Here is a 17,524-nt window from a genome sequence, read left to right on the forward strand (position 1 = left end):
GCTACAGCCCGGTGCCGGCGTTCATGATCGGCTTGCCGCGCGCGCGGCTGCGTTCGTCGATGTCGCCGAGGCTCGGCTGCAGCGGCGCCTCGTCGGCCATCGGCGCCAGCGCCGACATCACCCGCTCGGGCGGGAAGGTGACGATCACTTCGGTGCCGATCCGCAGCTTCGATTTCAGCGTGAAGGTGCCGCCGTGCATGTCGACCAGGCTCTTGGCGATCGGCAGGCCGAGGCCGGCGCCCTGTTCGGCGGATTTGATCGAATTGGAGCCCTGGCCGAACGAGGCCAGCACGACCGGGATCTCTTCCTCCGGGATGCCCGAGCCGGTGTCCTTGACGCTGAGATACTGGCCGCCCGACGCGGTCCAGCCGACCTTGAGCCAGATCTCGCCGCCCTGCGGCGTGAACTTGATCGAGTTCGACAGCAGGTTGAGCACGACCTGACGCACCGCGCGCTCGTCGCCCCAGATCCGCGGCATCCCCTGTTCGAACACTTCGTGGATGGTGATGCCGCGGCTGGAGGCGCGCAGCTTGAGCAGGTGATGACAATCCGTCACCACATGGACCAGCGAGATCGCTTCCTCGTTGAGTTCGTAGCGGCCGGCCTCGATCCGCGACAGATCGAGGATTTCGTTGATCAGGTTGAGCAGGTGGACGCCGGAATTGTGGATGTCCGCCGAGTATTCCTTGTACACCGGCACCGCATGCGCGCCGAAGATCTCGCTCTTCATCACTTCGGAAAAGCCGAGGATGGCGTTGAGCGGCGTGCGCAGCTCGTGGCTCATCTGCGCGAGGAAGCGCGACTTGGCGACATTGGCGGCCTCGGCGCGATGCCGCGCCTCGTCGGAGATCGCCTTGGCCTGTTCGAGCTCGCCGATCAGCGCGTCCTTCTCGGCGCGCGCTTCCAGCGTCGCCAGCGTCGTCGAATGCAGGCGATGCGCCAGCAGCGCGAAGTAACCTTCCGCCGCGACCGTGAGCGCCGCCAGCACGTAGCTGTCGAAGGTGCCGCCGAGCACGAAGTTCAGCGTAATCGCCGCGGTGACCGGGACGGTCGCCGCCAGCGCGGCGATCGGCAGGCTGGCCGCCAGCATGCTCGACACCGCCACCACCAGCAGCATCAGGAACATCAGCAGCGTGTTGGAGACCACGGTCAGCCCGAGCGGGTGGACCAGGATCGTGGTCCAGGCGAGGCCGTAGAGCAGGTCGAGCGCGACGAAGCGGCGTCGCCAGGTCCGTGTGCGGGCCGGTGTGGCGGGCTCCTGCAGGAAGCGGCTGCAGTTGCGGATCATGACGGCGTGGATGCACAGCATCCCGACCGTCCAGGCGCCGGCGGTGACCGGATCGAACCAGAACGCGAACAGGATGCCGGTGACCACCACCAGCAGCATGATGACGAAGGACGCCGACAGCCTTGTCTGCGCGAATTGCCTGACGAGTTCGTGGTCGAAGGCGGGGCGGGTGCCGCTGGTCGATGTCAGCCGGTCGCGCGCTTCGCGGACGCGTTGCGCTGCAGCGCGCCGGTTGCGTGCCGGCGCGACCACCGGGCTCTCAGCCGGAAGCTGGAAGACTTCGGGCTTTTCGGCGGACTCACTCATCACCAGCACAATTCCAGCGCAAAAACGCGCGCAGCTACATCAGCCTAGACATCGCTCATATCGTCGAGAGTAGCCTATGAGGGAATGATATTCCGGTTAACAGCTGGCTAATAATCGCGGTTATCGCCGCGTGAAAACCGCAATCCTCGGGCGAATCCGTAGACCCTGCGTCTCAACGTTCGAGCCGCGCCAGCAGGCTGGAGGTGTCCCAGCGGCGGCCGCCGAGCTTCTCGACTTCGGCATAGAAGGCGTCGACCAGTGCGGTGACCGGCAGGCTGGCGCCGTTGCGCCGGGATTCGGCGAGGCAGATCGACAGGTCCTTGCGCATCCATTCGACCGCGAAGCCGAAATCGTATTTGCCCTCGATCATGGTCTTGTGGCGGTTCTCCATCTGCCACGACTGCGCGGCGCCCTTGGAGATGGTGTCGATCACGGCGTTGACGTCGAGCCCCGCCTTCTTGGCGAAATGGATGCCTTCCGACAGCCCCTGCACCAGACCGGCGATGCAGATCTGGTTGACCATCTTGGTGAGCTGGCCGGAGCCCGCCGGGCCCAGCAGCTTGCACATCCGCGCATAGGCCGCGATCACCGGCTCGGCCTTCGCATAATCCGCGTCGCTGCCGCCGCACATCACCGTCAGCACGCCGTTCTCGGCGCCGGCCTGGCCGCCCGACACCGGCGCATCGATGAAGGCGAAGCCGGCCTTGGTCGCGGCGGCATCGAGCTCGCGCGCCACTTCGGCGGAGGCGGTGGTGTGGTCGACGAAAATCGCGCCCGCTCTCATCGCGGCGAACGCGCCGTCGGCGGCGGTGGTCACCGCGCGCAGATCGTTGTCGTTGCCGACGCAGGCCATGACGAAATCCTGATCCGTCGCCGCCTCGGCCGGCGTCGCCGCGATGCGGCCGCCGAACTGCTCGGCCCACGCCTTCGCCTTGGCCGAGGTGCGATTATAGACCGTGACCTCGTGGCCCCCCTTCTTGACGAGATGTCCGGCCATCGGAAAACCCATCACGCCGAGACCGAGGAAAGCGACTTTGGCCATGTCTGTACCCTTCAGGATTGCGCGGCCCGGCGGAGGCCGGCCGATGGACGTGGAGGATTGCATGCAGCCCCGGGACAGGCCGGCGGCGGCAGGTGCGCCAGCATAGGCTGCGACGCCCGACGGGCAAGGGCCGGCGCGGGGAATTGTCCGTCGATCCGATATCCGCAGTGCGGGTGACCCTCTTGCGGTGCAAAAGAGCGTTCGCTCGACTCGGCGACTGCTGTAGACCGGCCGCGACGACGAAGGCGAAAGCTGCGACGGCGGATTCCGACCTTGAACCGGGCGATGCCATGTGTTCGGTGGGGCCCAACCGGTGCGGCGCATTTCGGCGCGACGCATATCGCAGGAGATATCCATTGAGCGTGACGCAGCAACAGATTCGCGACAGCCTGGCCAAGGTGATGACGCCGCGCGGCGTCGCGCTGACGCAGGCCGACGTGCTGTCGGAAATCGCCGTGACTGACGGCAAGGTGTATTTCTCGATCAATGTCGACGCCGCCGAGGCGCGATCCTGGGAGAGCGTGCGGGCCGCGGCCGAGGCGGCGGCGCGCGCGGTTCCCGGCGTCACCAGCGCGCTCGCCGCGCTGACTGCGGAACGCCGCCCGGGTGCGGCGCAACCGGCACGATCGGGCGTCGCGCCGGCCGCGTCGCATCGGTCGGCGCCGGCCGGCGGCGCGCAGTCGCCGATGTCGAAGCAGGCCGAGATTCCCGGCGTACGCGCGGTGATCGCGGTGGCCTCCGGCAAGGGCGGCGTCGGCAAATCGACCACGGCGCTCAACCTGGCGCTGGGGCTGCGCGACCTCGGCCTGCGGGTCGGCTTGCTCGACGCCGATATCTACGGACCCTCGGTGCCGCGCCTGACCGGCATTCAGGAGAAGCCGCAGCTCGACGACAGCCGCCGGATGATTCCGATTCGTCGCTTCGGGCTGTCGATCATGTCGATCGGCTTCCTGGTCGACGAGGAAGCGCCGATGATCTGGCGCGGGCCGATGGTGATGTCGGCGATCACCCAGATGCTGCGCGACGTCGACTGGGGGCAGCTCGATCTGCTGGTCGTCGACATGCCGCCGGGGACCGGCGACGCCCAACTGACGCTGGCGCAGAACGTGCCGCTGAAAGGGGCAGTGATCGTTTCGACGCCACAGGACCTCGCGCTGATCGATGCGCGGCGCGGGCTGGCGATGTTCACCAAAGTGAACGTCCCGGTGCTCGGTATCATCGAGAACATGAGCTACTTCCTCTGCCCGGAATGCGGCACGCGGTCCGATATCTTCGGCCATGGCGGCGCGCGGCACGAGGCCGAACGGCTGGGCGTTGCGTTCCTCGGCGAGGTCCCGTTGCATATGGACATCCGCGCGACCTCCGATGCCGGCACGCCGGTGGTCGAGAGCGAACCGGACGGTCCGCATGCGGCGATCTATCGCGCGATCGCGGCGCAGGTGCGGGACCGCCTGAAAGCCGTCGCCGCGATCTGACGCCGGGGTCGCCGCGCTGCGGCAGCGGACCGCGCCCGGAGCCTGCGCCGCGGCCTTCGACTTTGGTTGAATTTCGAATATCAGCCCGACGTAGCGTTTCCGCCGCGGACCATCCGTGATAGAGACGCATCCACCAATCGGCTTCGTACCGGACATTCTTGACCGCGAAACGCAAGCCAAGGAATCCGGGAAACGCCGGCAACAAGGAGATGCCTTATGAAACGTCGTGACTTTCTGAAAGTATCAGCAACCGGCGCCGCGGTCGCGGCGGTGGCTTCGCCGGCGATTGCGCAGTCGTCCCCCGAGGTGAAGTGGCGGTTGACCTCGAGCTTCCCGAAGTCGCTCGACACCATCTATGGCGGCGCGGAGTATCTCTCCAAGCAGGTCGCCGAGATGACCGACAACAAGTTTCAGATTCAGGTGTTCGCCGCCGGCGAAGTGGTCCCCGGTCTGCAGGCGCTCGACGCCACCTCGAACGGCACCGTCGAGATGTGCCACACTGTGTCGTACTACTATGTCGGCAAGGACCCGACCTTCGCGGTGTTCGCCGCGGTCCCGTTCGGCCTCAACGCCCGCCAGCAGAATTCGTGGCTGTATCAGGGCGGCGGCAACGAGCTCGCCAACGAGTTCTACAAGAAGCACAACGTGGTCGGCTTCCCCTGCGGCAACACCGGCACCCAGATGGGCGGCTGGTTCCGCAAGGAGATCAAGACCGTCGCCGACATGAGCGGCCTGAAGATGCGGATCGGCGGCATCGCCGGTCAGGTGCTGCAGAAGGTCGGCGTGGTGCCGCAGCAGATCGCCGGCGGCGACATCTACCCGGCGCTGGAAAAGGGCACCATCGACGCCGCCGAATGGGTCGGGCCCTATGACGACGAGAAGCTCGGCTTCCAGAAGGTCGCGAAGTATTACTACTATCCGGGTTTCTGGGAAGGCGGCCCGACCGTGCACGCCTTCACCAATATCGAGAAGTTCAACGCGCTGCCGAAGAACTATCAGACGATCCTCGCCAACGCGGCGGTGAATACCAACACCTGGATGAACGCGCGCTACGACATGCTCAACCCGACCGCGCTGAAGCGGCTGGTGGCGAGCGGCACCCAGCTGCGTCCGTTCTCCAACGAAATCCTCGACGCCTGCCTCAAATCCACCAACGAGCTGTGGGGCGAGATCTCGGCGAAGAACCCCGACTTCAAGAAGGCGATCGACGCGATGCAGGCGTATCGCTCCGATCAGTATCTGTGGTGGCAGGTCGCCGAATACACCTACGACAGCTTCATGATCCGCTCCCGCACCCGCGGCTGATCAAACAAGCATCGCAACAAACAATCAGCCCGGCCTCCGCGAGGGGGCCGGGCTTTTTGTCGTGGAGCAATGCGGCCGTCAGTGGACCGCAGCGTCATCCTGAGGTGCATGCCGGGCAGCGCCCGGCGTGCCTCGAAGGATGAGCCGCAATGCCCGTCTCTCATCCTTCGAGGCTCGCTTCGCTCGCGCCTCAGGATGACGTCCGAACAACAGCCCGGCTAGAACTTCGGCGGGCCGAAATCGAGCTGCGGCGTTTCCATCTGCGGGATGTCGAATTCGATCTTCGAGGGATCGACCGTGCTGGCGATGCCCTTGTAGTGCATCACCATCGCCGGGAACGCGATCACCAGCGCGACCATGATCAGCTGGATCACGACGAACGGCACCGCACCCCAATAGATCTGCCCGGTGGTGATCGGCGCCATCCGCTTGCCGGTGATCCGGTCGATATAGGATTCCTTGGGCGCCACCGAGCGCAGATAGAACAGCGCGAATCCGAACGGCGGATGCATGAACGAGGTCTGCATGTTGACCGCGAGGATGATGCCGAACCAGATCAGGTCGATGCCGAGCTTCTCCGCCGCGGGGCCGAGCAGCGGGATGATGATGAAGGCGAGCTCGAAGAAGTCGAGGAAGAACGCCAGCACGAACACCAGGGCGTTGACGAAGACCAGGAAGCCGAGCTGCCCGCCGGGCAGCGAGGTCAGCAGCTCCTCGACCCAGCGATGGCCGTCGACGCCGTAGAAGGTCAGCGAGAACACCCGGGCGCCGACCAGGATCATCACCACGAAGGCCGACAGCTTGGCGGTCGCCTCGGTGGCCTGGCGGGTGAGGTCGAAGGTCAGCCGGCCTTTCATCAGCGCCAGAATCACCGCGCCCGCGGCGCCCATCGCGCCGCCCTCGGTCGGGGTCGCGACGCCGATGAAGATCGTGCCCAGCACCAGGAAGATCAGCCCGAGCGGCGGCACCATCACGAACACCACCTGCTCGGCGAGCTTCGACAGCAGCTTCAGGCGGAGCAGGCGGTTGAGCACGGCGATGACGAACGACAGCCCGACGGTCACCGACATCGTCAGCACGACGTAGTCCGCGCCGCCCTTCACATCGGTGTAGCGCATCGCCACGATGCCGATCGTGGTCGACAGCACCACGACCAGATACAGCGACAGGGTCATGGTGCGGATCACGCCGATGAACGGCCGGAACAGCACGGCGAGCAGCACCACGAACCAGAAGCCCTGCATCGCCATCGCGGGCAGGCCGATCTTGTCGAACGCCGGCATGCTCCAGCCGAATCCGTCGAGATGCACCGCGAAGAAATAGGCGGTCGCGGCCGCCGAGATCGCCGCCAGCGGCACGATCATCGGGTTCTGCAGGGTGTCGTGTTCGCGCAGGGTCTGCGCTTCCAGCGGCAGGCCGGGCGCCGCCTTCGGGGCGAACACCGTCACCAGGAAGATGTAGCCGGCATACAGCAGCGACAGCACGATGCCGGGAATGAACGCGCCTTCGTACATGTCGCCGACCGAGCGGCCGAGCTGGTCGGCCATCACGATCAGCACCAGCGACGGCGGAATGATCTGCGCCAGCGTGCCCGACGCGGCGATGACGCCGGTGGCGACGCGGCGGTCGTAGCCGTAGCGCAGCATGATCGGCAGCGAGATCAGGCCCATCGAGATCACCGAGGCGGCGACCACGCCGGTGGTGGCCGCGAGCAGCGCGCCGACGAACACCACCGCGTAGGCGATGCCGCCGCGTATCGAGCCGAACAACTGCCCGATGGTTTCGAGCAGGTCCTCGGCCATGCCGGATCTTTCCAGCACCAGCCCCATGAAGGTGAAGAACGGAATCGCCAGCAGCGTGTCGTTGTTCATCACGCCGTAGACGCGTTCGGGCAGCGCCTGCATGAAGTCGGGGCGGAACAGCCCGAGCTCGATGCCGATGAACGCGAACATCAGGCCGTTGGCGGCCAGCGAGAACGCGACCGGATAGCCGAGCAACAGGAAGATCACCAGGGAGCCGAACATGATCGGCGCCATGTAGTGGATAAAAATAGCGGTCATTCGAAACAGTCCCCCAACACAATGACCACTATTCGGCTCGAGGATTCTTCTCGCCGGCGATATGCATCACCAGCCTTTCGGCTTCGAGTTCCGCCGCATGCGCCGACCCCTGCAGCACGTTGCTGTCGGGGATCACCCCCGCCATCATCGCAGCGCGCTTGATGATTTCCGAGATGCCCTGAACGATCAGCAGAACGCAGGCGATCATGATCAGCGACTTCGCCGGCCATTGCGGCAGGCCGCCGGCGCTGAACGATTGTTCGTTCTGATGGTACGAGACCAGGAAGAACGGGATCGACCACCACAGCAGGATGATCGCGAACGGCATCAGGAAGAACACATGGCCGATCATGTCGATCCAGCCGCGGACTTTCAGCGGCAGGGAATGATTGATGATGTCGATCCGGATGTGTTCGTTCTTGAGAAGGGTCCAGGGCGAGCACAGCAGGAACACGACGCTGAACAGCACCCATTGCGCCTCGAGGAAGGAATTCGACGACATATCGAAGACCTTGCGGATGACCGCGTTGCCCGCCGAAATGATCACCGCGACGACGATCATCCACGACAACCAGCGCCCGATCAGCGTGTTGAAGGCGTCGATCTTCCTGCTCAGTCCCAGCAAGGCCTGCAACGCTCGGTCTCCTCCCGTTTCCGCCCGGTCTTCGTGATATGCGAAGTAGCTCTCACAGCCGGAGGCGCGAAGCGGGGGCACCATTTCAGCGCGCAACCGTGCCGTCAATTGGAAAATGGCATTCCAGTGATAGATCAAACGGTTGATACGCGGACGAGCTGATTAGCGGATTCGACGGAATCAGCCGCCGGTGACGCTCATATGCCGGCTGACGCTCGGTCGGTCGTGCTTGCGGTCGATGATGAAGTCGTGACCCTTGGGCTTGTGGCCGATGGCGCGATCAATCGCCGCGTTGAGCAGATCGTCGTCCGGCGAGGCACGGAGCGGGCGGCGCAGGTCGGATGCGTCTTCCTGGCCGAGGCAGGTGTGCAGCGTGCCGGTGCAGGTGATCCGCACCCGGTTGCAGGATTCGCAGAAATTGTGGGTGAGGGGGGTGATGAAACCGAGCCTGCCGCCGGTCTCCTCGACCCGGACGTAGCGGGCCGGTCCGCCGGTCGAGTCCGGCAAATCCGTCAAGGTGTAGTTGTTCGACAGCCGGGCGCGAACCAGCGACAGTGGCACGTACTGATCGATCCGGCCTTCGCCGACCTCGCCGAGCGGCATCACCTCGATCAGCGTCAGCCCCATGCCGAGCCCGTGGGCCCATTGCATCAGCGACGGGATCTCGTCCTCATTGGTCCCTTTCAGCGCCACCGCGTTGATCTTGACGGCGAGGCCGGCTGCGCGCGCGGCCTCGATTCCGGCCAGCACCCGATCGAGTTCGCCCCAGCGGGTGATCGCGCGGAACTTCGCCGGATCGAGGGTGTCGAGCGAGACGTTGATGCGCCGAACGCCGCAGTCGCGTAGTTCGGCGGCGAAGCGGGCGAGCTGCGAGCCGTTGGTGGTGAGGGTGAGTTCGTTGAGCGCGCCGGTTTCGAGATGGCGGGACAGCGCGCGCACCAGCGACATCATGTTGCGCCGGACCAGCGGCTCGCCGCCGGTCAGCCGGAGCTTGCGTACGCCCCGGGCAATGAACGCCGAGCACAGCCGGTCGAGTTCCTCCAGCGTGAGCAGATCGGCGCGCGGGAGGAAGGTCATGTCTTCGGACATGCAGTACGCGCAGCGAAAATCGCAGCGGTCGGTGATCGAGACCCTCAGATAATCGATCGTCCGGCCGAACGGATCGATCATTGTCGAAGCGCCGACGGTCGGCGGGGCGGTCAGGTCAGCATCGATCATACGGCGGCCCTGTCACAAGCGCCGCCGCGGCGGCAAGGAGCTCACCTTTATATCTATGCAGGATTACCGCCTGACACAATCGCGAGTCATGTTGCGTTGCAGTAGCTCAGCGCGGAGCGGCGGCCGGATCAGGGAACGGCGAGGACTCTGCCGCCGGCGCCGGCGCTGCTGCCGGCGCAGCAGCGGCGGGCTTCGGCTTCCTGATCCGCTTCGCAGGTTTGCGGACAGGTTTGATAGGCTGCAACTCGGCGATCACAGGGTTGGGAGTCGCTGCTGCCGTTGCGGATGTCGTGAAGTCGCCGGGCGTCACCACGACCTGAACCGGCACTGTGACCGGCTGGAACTTGTCCATGCTGAAGGTGACGCTGAAGTCAGCGGCCGCGACCGTGATCGAACACGGCGTCCTGCAGCTCTCGCCGCTGGAGGCAACCGCATTGGCTCCGGCGGGTGCGGATTCGAGCTGAACGGTGGCGGTCGGCGGCGCCGACTTGAACGCGTCGAGCGACAACGACGAACAGCCGGCGAGGCTCAGGCCCGCGGCAGCAACGACTACGAAACGGCGCATCTGGAATGTCCACCCTTGGTGCGGCTATCAGCCACAGGCCCCCGCGGACCATAATCGCCCGGAGGTGCGCTTGCAACCGGGTCGGGTGCAATCTTAAGTATTGGTTAACGATTGGCCGCGCGCCTATTGTGTAGGCTGATCAATCAGGTACCGCCGGACATTAAACCGGTGGCAGCAATCGCGCGACGGCATCCGGCAGGTCCCGCATGTGGCCGACCAGGACGTCAGGCTTGAGTTCCGCGATCGGAACCTCGGTATAGCCGAACTCTACCCCGATCACCGGAATTCCGGCGCGCCGAGCGACGCCGACGTCCGGACCGGCGTCGCCGACCATCACCGCCGAAGCCAGATGGCCACCGGCCCTGACGATGGTCTCGCGCAGGATCGCAGGGTCGGGCTTGGCGACGCCGAACGTGTCTGCGCCGCAGATCGCGGCGAAGCGGGAGCTCAGGCCGAGCTGGTCGAGCAGCAGCTTCGACAGCCATTCCAGCTTGTTGGTGCACACCGCGAACCGGTAGCCCTGGCCGGCGAGCACGTCGAGCGTCTGTTCCAGCCCCTCGAACGGCCGCGACTCGACAGCGATATTGGCCGCGTAATAGTCGATGAAATCGACCGCGAGGCGGTTGACGTCCTCCGGGCTGATGACGCGGCCGTCCAGCTCGAGTCCGCGCTCCAGCAGCCGACGCGCGCCTTGCCCGATCATGTTGCGGGCCGTTGCGAGCGGCACCGCGGGCATGCCTTCGCGGACCAGGATGTAATTGAGGGCGTTGATCAGGTCCGGCGCGGTGTCGATCAGCGTGCCGTCCAGGTCGAAGACAACGGTGCGGGATGTGCTCATGCGGCAAGCGCTAGCGGTCCCGGCGGATTTCCGCAACCATCCGATGCCGTGGAGGAGACGGAATCCACCCTGTTGTTATCCCGCAAACGTCGCTAGATATGCCGCGCTGCGCCGGGGACGGTCGGCTGGGAGCAGGGGTCGGTATCCGATGAACAAGGAAGATTTGAAGCGGCAGGCCGCAGCGCGCGCGCTGGACGAGGTCCGCAGCGGGATGAAACTCGGCCTCGGCACCGGCTCGACCGCAAAGCATTTCGTCGAGCTGCTGGGCGAAAAGGTCCGCGCCGGTCTCGATGTCATCGGCGTGCCGACCTCCGAGGTGACCCGGGCCGATGCCGAGCGCTGTGGTATTCCACTGACTACGCTCGACGAGATCGACCGGCTCGACCTGACGGTCGACGGCGCAGACGAGATCGATACCCGGCTCGAGCTGATCAAGGGCGGCGGCGGCGCGCTGCTGCGCGAGAAGATCGTCGCGGCCGCATCCGATCGCATGATCGTGATTGCCGACGAGACCAAATGGGTCGACTGCCTCGGCAAGTTTCCGCTGCCGGTGGAGGTGATTCCGTTCGGGCTGGCCGCGACCCGGCGCGCGATCGAACAGGCGTGCGTGAAAGTCGGCGCGTCCGGCCAATTGCAGCTTCGCAAAGGCAAGGACGGCCATGCTTTCGTCACCGATGGTGGCCACTGGATCGTCGATGCCCACCTCGGGCGGATCCCGGATGCTCCTCGCCTGGCCCATTTATTGTCCGAGATTCCGGGCGTAGTCGAGCATGGGTTGTTTATCGGCATCGCCGGCACCGTCGTGCTCGCGGGGACCGACGGAATTCGAACTGTCGAACGGGCGTAGCGCCAAATCCAGGAGAATTGGAAATGAAGTATCTGTCGAAAGCTCTGCCGGCCGTTGCGCTGGCGCTCGGCTTGGCGTTGTCGGCCGGCCACGCGCAGGCCCAGACCAAGCCTCCGACGCCGGCGGCGATCGCTGCGGCCAAGGAGATTCTGGAGCTGAAGCGCGCCAATACGATCTATGCCAGCGCGGTGCCGAACATCGTCCAGCGCACCATGGACACGCTGATGCAGACCAACCTGAACTATCAGCAGGACCTGAAGGAAGTCGCCATGGTGATCGCCAAGAATATGGCGGGCCGCGAGAAGGAAATCGGCGACGGCATGGCGAAGATCTACGCCCAGGATTTCACCGAGCAGGAGCTCAAGGACCTGGTGGTGTTCTACAAGACGCCGCTCGGGCAGAAGCTGCTGAACGAAGAGCCGAAGGCGATCCAGCAGAGCATGGCGTACATGCAGCAATGGGCGCAGACCTTCTCCGAGGAAGTCAACGGCCAGTTCCGTGCCGAGATGCGCAAGCGCGGCAAGGCGATCTGACCGGCCATTATCTCGTCATTGCGAGCGAAGCGAAGCAATCCAGAGGCCATGCCATGAGCCGGATTGCTTCGTCGCGGAGCCTTCACTCGGACGGCGCGATGCGCCGATCCGGGTGCTCCCCGCAATGACGGACTATTGCGTTCGAGCCACCATTCTCAGGGCGATTACGTCATGACCGACTTCGATACGGATCTGTTCGTCATCGGTGGCGGGTCCGGCGGCGTGCGCGCCGCCCGGATCGCCGCCGGCCATGGCGCCCGCGTCACCGTCGCCGAGGAATATCGCTTCGGTGGCACCTGCGTGATCCGCGGCTGCGTGCCCAAGAAGCTGATGGTCTACGCCTCCCACATCCACCAGGACATCCGCGACGCCGCGGGGTTCGGCTGGACGATTCCGCAGGCGCATTTCGACTGGCCGACGTTGATCGCCAACAAGGACAGGGAGATCGCGCGGCTCGAGGCGATCTACGCGACCAATGTCGAGAAGTCGGGCGCCCGCACCGTCAAGGCGCGCGCGGTGTTCGAGGACCCGCACACCGTGCGGCTGTCGACCGGCGAGACGGTTCGCGCCAGATACATCCTGATCGCGACCGGCGGCGCGCCCAACCACGGCACGATGATTCCCGGCATCGAGCACGTCATCTCGTCGAACGAAGTGTTTCATCTGCCGGAGCTGCCGAAACGGATCCTGATCCAGGGCGGCGGCTACATCGCGCTGGAATTCGCCTGCATCTTCGCCGGGCTCGGTTGCGACGTCACCGTCGTCTATCGCGGCGACAACATCCTGCGCGGCTTCGACGAGGACGTCCGCACCCATGTCCGTACCGAGATGGAGCGGGCGGGCATCAGCATTCTCACCGGCTGCACCGTGGCCCGGGTCGAGAAGCTCGGCGACGAATACACCTCGCATCTGTCGAGCGGCTCCAGCATCGCCTCGGATCAGGTGATGTTCGCGATCGGCCGGCATCCCAACGTCGCCAATCTCGGCCTGGAAAAGGCCAACATCGCGATCAATCCGGACAATGGCGGCATCGCCGTCAACGAGTACTGCCAGACCTCGGTGCCGCACATCTACGCGATCGGCGACGTCACCCATCGCACCAACCTCACGCCGGTGGCGATCCGCGAGGGCCACGCCTTCGCCGACACCGTGTTCGGCAATCGGCCCGCGCAGGTCGACTACACCAACATCCCGACCGCGGTGTTCTCGCAGCCGGAGGTCGGCACGGTCGGACTGACTGAGTCCCAGGCGCGCGCGCTGTACGACCGCGTCGATATCTACAAGACCGATTTCCGCCCGATGAAGGCGACGATGTCGGGCAGTCAGATCCGCACGCTGATGAAGCTGATCGTCGACGGCGACAGCGATCGCGTGCTCGGCTGCCACATCGTCGGCCCGGAGGCCGCCGAACTGGTCCAGCTGATCGCGATCGCGGTGAAGGTGAAGGCGACCAAGGTCGACTTCGATTCCACCATGGCGCTGCACCCGACCGCGGCCGAAGAACTGGTGACGATGCGGACGCCGACCGCCCGTCACGTCCGCCAAGCGGCCGAGTGAGCCCGCCCGGGTTTGCCCGTGGTTTGCCCCGGGTTTGCCGCAACCGTTGAAGGGAGGCGCCTGGAAGCAATTTCAGTAGTTTTCGCAACGGGTTGTCACGCTGCGCGGAAATCCGGCTGGCGGCCGGGGGGGAGCCTGTGTATAACGCGGCCTCCGCGAACATATATAGGGCGGCAGGTCCTCAGGAGTTGGTCTCATGTCCGAACGTTGGACACCCGATAGCTGGCGCAGCAAGCCGGTTCAGCAGATGCCGGACTACCCGGACGCCAAGGCGCTGGGCGATGTCGAGGCGCAGCTGTCGACCTTTCCGCCGCTGGTTTTTGCAGGCGAGGCCCGCAACCTGAAGAAGGCGCTGGCGAGCGTCGCCGCCGGCGAGGCTTTCCTGCTTCAGGGCGGCGATTGCGCCGAGAGCTTCGCCGAGCACGGCGCCAACAACATCCGCGACCTGTTCCGCGTCTTCCTGCAGATGGCGATCGTGCTGACCTATGCGGGCGCCTCGCCGGTGGTGAAGGTCGGCCGCATCGCCGGGCAGTTCGCCAAGCCGCGCTCGGCCCCGGTCGAGAAGCGCGACGGCGTCGAACTGCCGAGCTATCGCGGCGACATCGTCAACGACATCGGCTTCACCGAGCTCGCGCGCGTGCCCGATCCGCGCCGGCAGCTCGAGGCGTATCGGCAGTCGGCGGCGACGCTCAACCTGCTGCGCGCCTTCGCCAAAGGCGGCTACGCCAGCGTCGAGAACGTGCATCGCTGGATGCTGCAGTCGGTCAGCGACAGTCCGCAATCGAAGGCCTATGCCGATCTCGCCGATCGGGTGTCCGGCGCGCTGGATTTCATGCGTGCCTGCGGCCTGACCTTCGCGGTCGACAGTTCGCTCGGCACCACGGACTTCTACACCAGCCACGAAGCGCTGCTGCTCGGCTACGAGCAGGCGATGACTCGCGTCGACTCCACGACGGGCGACTGGTACGCGACCTCCGGCCACATGCTGTGGATCGGCGACCGCACCCGCCAGCTCGACCACGCTCATGTCGAATACTTCCGCGGCATCAAGAATCCGATCGGCCTGAAATGCGGCCCGTCGCTGAAGACCGACGAGTTGCTCAAGCTGATCGACGTGCTCAACCCCGAGAACGAAGCCGGCCGGCTGACGCTGATCGGCCGGTTCGGCCATGAGAAGATCGGCGATCACCTGCCGGCGATGATCCGCGCCGTGCAGCGCGAGGGCCGCAACGTGGTGTGGTCGTGCGATCCGATGCACGGCAACACCATCACCTCGAACTCCGGCTACAAGACCCGGCCGTTCGACCGCATCCTCTCCGAGGTGCGCTCGTTCTTCACCATCCACACCGCGGAAGGCACCCATGCCGGCGGCGTGCATCTGGAGATGACCGGGCAGAACGTCACCGAATGCATCGGCGGCGCGCGCGCGATCACCGACGAGGACCTCAACAACCGCTATCACACCGCCTGCGATCCGCGTCTCAACGCCGAGCAGTCGATCGACATGGCGTTCCTGATCGCGGACCTGCTGAAGCAGGGCCGCGCCGGCAAGGTCAGCCCGCTGCCGGTGGCAGCGGGGCTCTGATGTGCTGAGGTTCTGGCGCGCCACGATCAATTCGTGGCGCGGGCTCAAATTCGCGATCCGCTCCGAGCAGGCGATCCGCGAGGAACTGGTTGCGCTCGTCCTCGCCGTTCCTGCCGCCTGGCTGATCGGCACAACGCCGTCCCGCCGCGTCGAACTCATCGCCGTGGTCGCTCTGGTGATCGTGGTCGAACTGCTCAACACCGCGATCGAGAAGCTCGCCGATCGCCTCACCACCGAGCACGACCCGCAGATCGGGCGGGTCAAGGACATGGGCTCCGCGGCGGTCGGGGTCGCCCTCGCAATTGCCGGGATGGTCTGGCTGTTCGCGCTCGGCGAGCGCATGGGGCTGTTCTAGTTCCCGCGATTGCGAAGCGGGCAGCGGGCGGCTAAATCTCGATTATGACCCAGACAGCCGCCCGTTTCACGATCTCGCTCGCCCAGCTCAACCCGACGGTCGGCGACATCACCGGCAACGCCGCGATGGCGCGCACGGCGCGCGCGCAGGCCGCGGCCGAGCATGCCGACGTCATCGTTTTTCCGGAGCTGTTCATTTCCGGCTATCCGCCGGAAGATCTGGTGCTGAAGCCGGCGTTCCAGGCGGCCTGTCGGGCTGCGGTCGAGGAGTTGGCGCGCGAGACCGCCGATGGCGGGCCGGCGGTGCTGATCGGTTCGCCCTGGGTCGACGGCGGCAAACTGTACAACGCCTGCGCCTTGCTCGACGGCGGCCGCATCGCGGCGATCCGCTTCAAGGTCAATCTGCCGAACTACGGCGTGTTCGACGAGAAGCGCGTGTTCGCACGCGGCCCGGTGGCGGGTCCGGTGACGATCCGCGGCGTCCGCGTCGGCGTGCCGATCTGCGAGGACACCTGGCTGGAGGAATCCGAGGACTACGAGAACGTCGTCGAATGTCTCGCCGAGACCGGCGCCGAGATCCTGATCGTGCCGAACGGTTCGCCCTATGCGCGCGGCAAGGGCGACCTGCGGCTGTCGGTGCAGGTCGCGCGCGTCACCGAGAGCGATCTGCCGCTGGTCTATCTCAACCAGGTCGGCGGCCAGGACGAACTGGTGTTCGACGGCGCATCCTTTGCGCTCAACGCCGACCGCTCGCTCGCCGCGCAACTACCCGCCTTCGCCGAGTGCATCACCACGCTGCACTGGCACAAGGGCGCTTCCGGCTGGCGCTGCGATGGCGCGGTGGCGCCGGTGCCGGACGGCGACGAGGGCGACTATGCCGCCTGCGTGCTGGGGCTACGCGACTACGTCCGCAAGAACGGTTTCCCCGGCGTGCTGCTCGGCATTTCGGGCGGCATCGATTCGGCGCTGTGCGCCGCGATCGCCGTCGATGCGCTCGGCGCCGACAAGGTCCGCGGCGTGATGCTGCCGTTCCGCTACACCGCGCAGATCTCGCTCGACGATGCCGGCAGGCTCGCGAGCGCGCTGGGCTTCGGCTACGAGGTGTTGCCGATTGCGGCCGCGGTCAACGGCTTCGAGGAGATTCTGGCGAAGCCGTTCGAAGGCCTCGAACGCGACATCACCGAGGAGAATCTGCAGGCGCGCACCCGCGGCACGCTGTTGATGGCGATCTCCAACAAGACCGGCGCGATGGTCGTCACCACTGGTAACAAGTCGGAAATGAGCGTCGGCTACGCCACGCTGTATGGCGACATGAACGGCGGCTTCAACCCGATCAAGGACATCTACAAGACGCAGGTGTTCAGGCTCTGCAGCCTGCGCAACCGCTGGAAGCCGGACGGCGCGCGCGGCCCCGACGGCGAGGTGATCCCCGAAAGCATCATCGTCCGCCCGCCGACCGCGGAGCTGCGCGAAGACCAGACCGACCAGGATTCGCTGCCGCCCTACGAGGTGCTCGACGGCATCCTCGAGCGGCTGGTCGAACGCGAGCAGCCGCTGGCGTCGATCGTCGCCGAAGGCTTCGACAAGGACACCGTGGTCCGTATCGACCGCCTCCTGAACATCGCCGAATACAAGCGCCGTCAGGCTGCGCCCGGCGTGAAAGTCACGCGCAAAAATTTCGGCCGCGACCGCCGCTACCCGATCACCAACCGTTTTCGCGACAGGGCCGAGGCGCTGGCCGAGCCGGACGAGTCGCTGGTGATGCGGGCAGGGCGGGCGTCGAGCGAGGCGTTCGAGGGGTAGTAATGAGTTTGGCAAACCGGTCTAGTTGAACGCATCGAAGGGCCAATGATCGCGCCGGTTCTGAGATTCGCTCCGCGAAGGTGTCAGAAGCACGAGAGGCGTAGCGGAGGCGAC

The 17,524-nt window shown here is 65.6% G+C and carries 15 protein-coding genes; 8 read left to right on the forward strand and 7 right to left on the reverse strand.

What is annotated here, in order from left to right:
- Position 1: 1 nt before the first annotated feature.
- Positions 2–1,594: a sensor histidine kinase gene (locus ACTZWT_RS10845; protein WP_444769677.1), complete on the reverse strand. Its 1,593-nt coding sequence runs from the start codon at positions 1,592–1,594 to the stop codon at positions 2–4.
- Positions 1,595–1,766: 172 nt separating this feature from the next.
- Positions 1,767–2,636 carry an NAD(P)-dependent oxidoreductase gene (locus ACTZWT_RS10850; RefSeq protein ID WP_444769678.1) on the reverse strand — a complete coding sequence of 290 codons (870 nt, stop codon included), beginning with the start codon at positions 2,634–2,636 and terminating at the stop codon, positions 1,767–1,769.
- A gap of 356 nt (positions 2,637–2,992) precedes the next feature.
- Between ACTZWT_RS10850 and ACTZWT_RS10855 the strand changes: the two genes are divergently transcribed.
- Both ACTZWT_RS10855 and ACTZWT_RS10860 read left to right on the forward strand, forming a co-directional pair.
- Positions 2,993–4,111 carry an Mrp/NBP35 family ATP-binding protein gene (locus ACTZWT_RS10855; protein WP_444769679.1) on the forward strand — a complete coding sequence of 373 codons (1,119 nt, stop codon included), beginning with the start codon at positions 2,993–2,995 and terminating at the stop codon, positions 4,109–4,111.
- A gap of 216 nt (positions 4,112–4,327) precedes the next feature.
- Positions 4,328–5,416 carry a TRAP transporter substrate-binding protein gene (locus tag ACTZWT_RS10860; protein WP_444769680.1) on the forward strand — a complete coding sequence of 363 codons (1,089 nt, stop codon included), beginning with the start codon at positions 4,328–4,330 and terminating at the stop codon, positions 5,414–5,416.
- 218 nt (positions 5,417–5,634) lie between these two features.
- Here ACTZWT_RS10860 and ACTZWT_RS10865 read toward each other — a convergent pair whose 3' ends face one another.
- The 5 genes from ACTZWT_RS10865 to ACTZWT_RS10885 all read right to left on the reverse strand — a co-directional run bounded on the left by ACTZWT_RS10865 (position 5,635) and on the right by ACTZWT_RS10885 (position 10,731).
- Complete coding sequence (locus tag ACTZWT_RS10865; protein ID WP_444769681.1) at positions 5,635–7,476, reverse strand: TRAP transporter large permease; 1,842 nt, start codon at positions 7,474–7,476, stop codon at positions 5,635–5,637.
- A 28-nt stretch (positions 7,477–7,504) separates the two neighbouring features.
- A complete protein-coding gene (locus ACTZWT_RS10870) occupies positions 7,505–8,110 on the reverse strand; it encodes a TRAP transporter small permease subunit (RefSeq protein ID WP_444769682.1) in 606 nt (201 codons plus the stop codon).
- Positions 8,111–8,290: 180 nt separating this feature from the next.
- Positions 8,291–9,328: a GTP 3',8-cyclase MoaA gene (moaA, locus tag ACTZWT_RS10875; protein WP_444769683.1), complete on the reverse strand. Its 1,038-nt coding sequence runs from the start codon at positions 9,326–9,328 to the stop codon at positions 8,291–8,293.
- A gap of 106 nt (positions 9,329–9,434) precedes the next feature.
- On the reverse strand, positions 9,435–9,893 hold the full coding sequence (locus ACTZWT_RS10880) for a hypothetical protein (protein WP_444769684.1): 459 nt from the start codon (positions 9,891–9,893) through the stop codon (positions 9,435–9,437).
- Positions 9,894–10,053: 160 nt separating this feature from the next.
- Positions 10,054–10,731 (reverse strand): HAD family hydrolase, encoded by a 678-nt coding sequence (locus ACTZWT_RS10885; RefSeq protein WP_444769685.1) that lies wholly within the window; start codon positions 10,729–10,731, stop codon positions 10,054–10,056.
- Between the two features lie 148 nt (positions 10,732–10,879).
- Between ACTZWT_RS10885 and rpiA the strand changes: the two genes are divergently transcribed.
- From rpiA to ACTZWT_RS10915, 6 genes are all read left to right on the forward strand, one after another.
- Positions 10,880–11,578, forward strand: a complete 699-nt coding sequence (gene rpiA, locus ACTZWT_RS10890; protein ID WP_444769686.1) for a ribose-5-phosphate isomerase RpiA — start codon at positions 10,880–10,882, stop codon at positions 11,576–11,578.
- A 23-nt stretch (positions 11,579–11,601) separates the two neighbouring features.
- Entirely contained in the window at positions 11,602–12,111 is a 510-nt protein-coding gene (locus tag ACTZWT_RS10895) for a DUF2059 domain-containing protein (RefSeq protein WP_444769687.1), read from the forward strand.
- Positions 12,112–12,282: 171 nt separating this feature from the next.
- Positions 12,283–13,668 carry a glutathione-disulfide reductase gene (gene gor, locus ACTZWT_RS10900; protein ID WP_444769688.1) on the forward strand — a complete coding sequence of 462 codons (1,386 nt, stop codon included), beginning with the start codon at positions 12,283–12,285 and terminating at the stop codon, positions 13,666–13,668.
- Between the two features lie 196 nt (positions 13,669–13,864).
- On the forward strand, positions 13,865–15,253 hold the full coding sequence (locus tag ACTZWT_RS10905) for a class II 3-deoxy-7-phosphoheptulonate synthase (protein WP_444769689.1): 1,389 nt from the start codon (positions 13,865–13,867) through the stop codon (positions 15,251–15,253).
- Between the two features lies 1 nt (position 15,254).
- Entirely contained in the window at positions 15,255–15,608 is a 354-nt protein-coding gene (locus ACTZWT_RS10910; RefSeq protein ID WP_444769690.1) for a diacylglycerol kinase, read from the forward strand.
- 44 nt (positions 15,609–15,652) lie between these two features.
- Entirely contained in the window at positions 15,653–17,410 is a 1,758-nt protein-coding gene (locus ACTZWT_RS10915) for an NAD+ synthase (RefSeq protein ID WP_444769691.1), read from the forward strand.
- Positions 17,411–17,524: the final 114 nt, after the last annotated feature.

Origin of the sequence: Rhodopseudomonas sp. NSM (assembly GCF_052445935.1) — a bacterium.
GTDB lineage: Bacteria > Pseudomonadota > Alphaproteobacteria > Rhizobiales > Xanthobacteraceae > Rhodopseudomonas.